The sequence below is a fragment of the Sporosarcina obsidiansis genome, from assembly GCF_009651005.1.
Classification (GTDB): domain Bacteria; phylum Bacillota; class Bacilli; order Bacillales_A; family Planococcaceae; genus Sporosarcina; species Sporosarcina obsidiansis.
On the sequence record NZ_WHVW01000049.1, the window covers coordinates 1 to 1214 of the forward strand.

Genomic DNA, 1214 nt, shown 5'->3' on the forward strand with positions numbered 1-1214 from the left:
GGGGAGGTGGTACAGGAATATCAACCTGTTGTCCATCGTCTACGCCTATCGGCCTCGACTTAGGTCCTGACTAACCCTGAGCGGACGAGCCTTCCTCAGGAAACCTTAGGCATTCGGTGGAAGGGATTCTCACCCTTCTTTCGCTACTCATACCGGCATTCTCACTTCCAAGCGCTCCACCAGTCCTTCCGGTCTAGCTTCAACGCCCTTGGAACGCTCTCCTACCATTGACTTACGTCAATCCACAGCTTCGGTGATCTGTTTAGCCCCGGTACATTTTCGGCGCAGCGCCACTCGACCAGTGAGCTATTACGCACTCTTTAAATGATGGCTGCTTCTAAGCCAACATCCTGGTTGTCTGGGCAGCGCCACATCCTTTTCCACTTAACAGATACTTGGGGACCTTAGCTGGTGGTCTGGGCTGTTTCCCTCTCGACAATGGATCTTATCACCCACTGTCTGACTCCCAAACATAAATCATCGGCATTCGGAGTTTGTCTGAATTCGGTAACCCGGGATGGGCCCCTCGTCCAAACAGTGCTCTACCTCCGAGATTCTTTCGTTTGAGGCTAGCCCTAAAGCTATTTCGGAGAGAACCAGCTATCTCCAGGTTCGATTGGAATTTCACCGCTACCCACACCTCATCCCCGCATTTTTCAACATACGTGGGTTCGGGCCTCCAGTCAGTGTTACCTGACCTTCACCCTGGACATGGGTAGATCACCTGGTTTCGGGTCTACGACCCCATACTCATTCGCCCTATTCAGACTCGCTTTCGCTGCGGCTCCGCTTTCTCAGCTTAACCTTGCATGGAATCGTAACTCGCCGGTTCATTCTACAAAAGGCACGCCATCACCCATTAACGGGCTCTGACAATTTGTAAGCGCACGGTTTCAGGATCTATTTCACTCCCCTTCCGGGGTGCTTTTCACCTTTCCCTCACGGTACTGGTTCACTATCGGTCACTAGGGAGTATTTAGCCTTGGGAGATGGTCCTCCCGGATTCCGACGGAATTTCACGTGTTCCGCCGTACTCAGGATCCACTCTGGAGGGAATGTGCTTTCGACTACGGGGCTTTTACCCACTGCGGCGGATCTTTCCAGATCGCTTCGTCTAACGCATTCCTTTGTAACTCCGTATAGAGTGTCCTACAACCCCAAGAAGCAAGCTTCTTGGTTTGGGCTCTTCCCGTTTCGCTCGCCGCTACTAAGGG

The 1214-nt window shown here is 52.5% G+C and carries 1 rRNA gene; it reads right to left on the reverse strand.

The window, feature by feature from the left end:
* Nucleotides 1-1214 (reverse strand): 23S ribosomal RNA (locus GD002_RS17580); the annotation flags it as partial.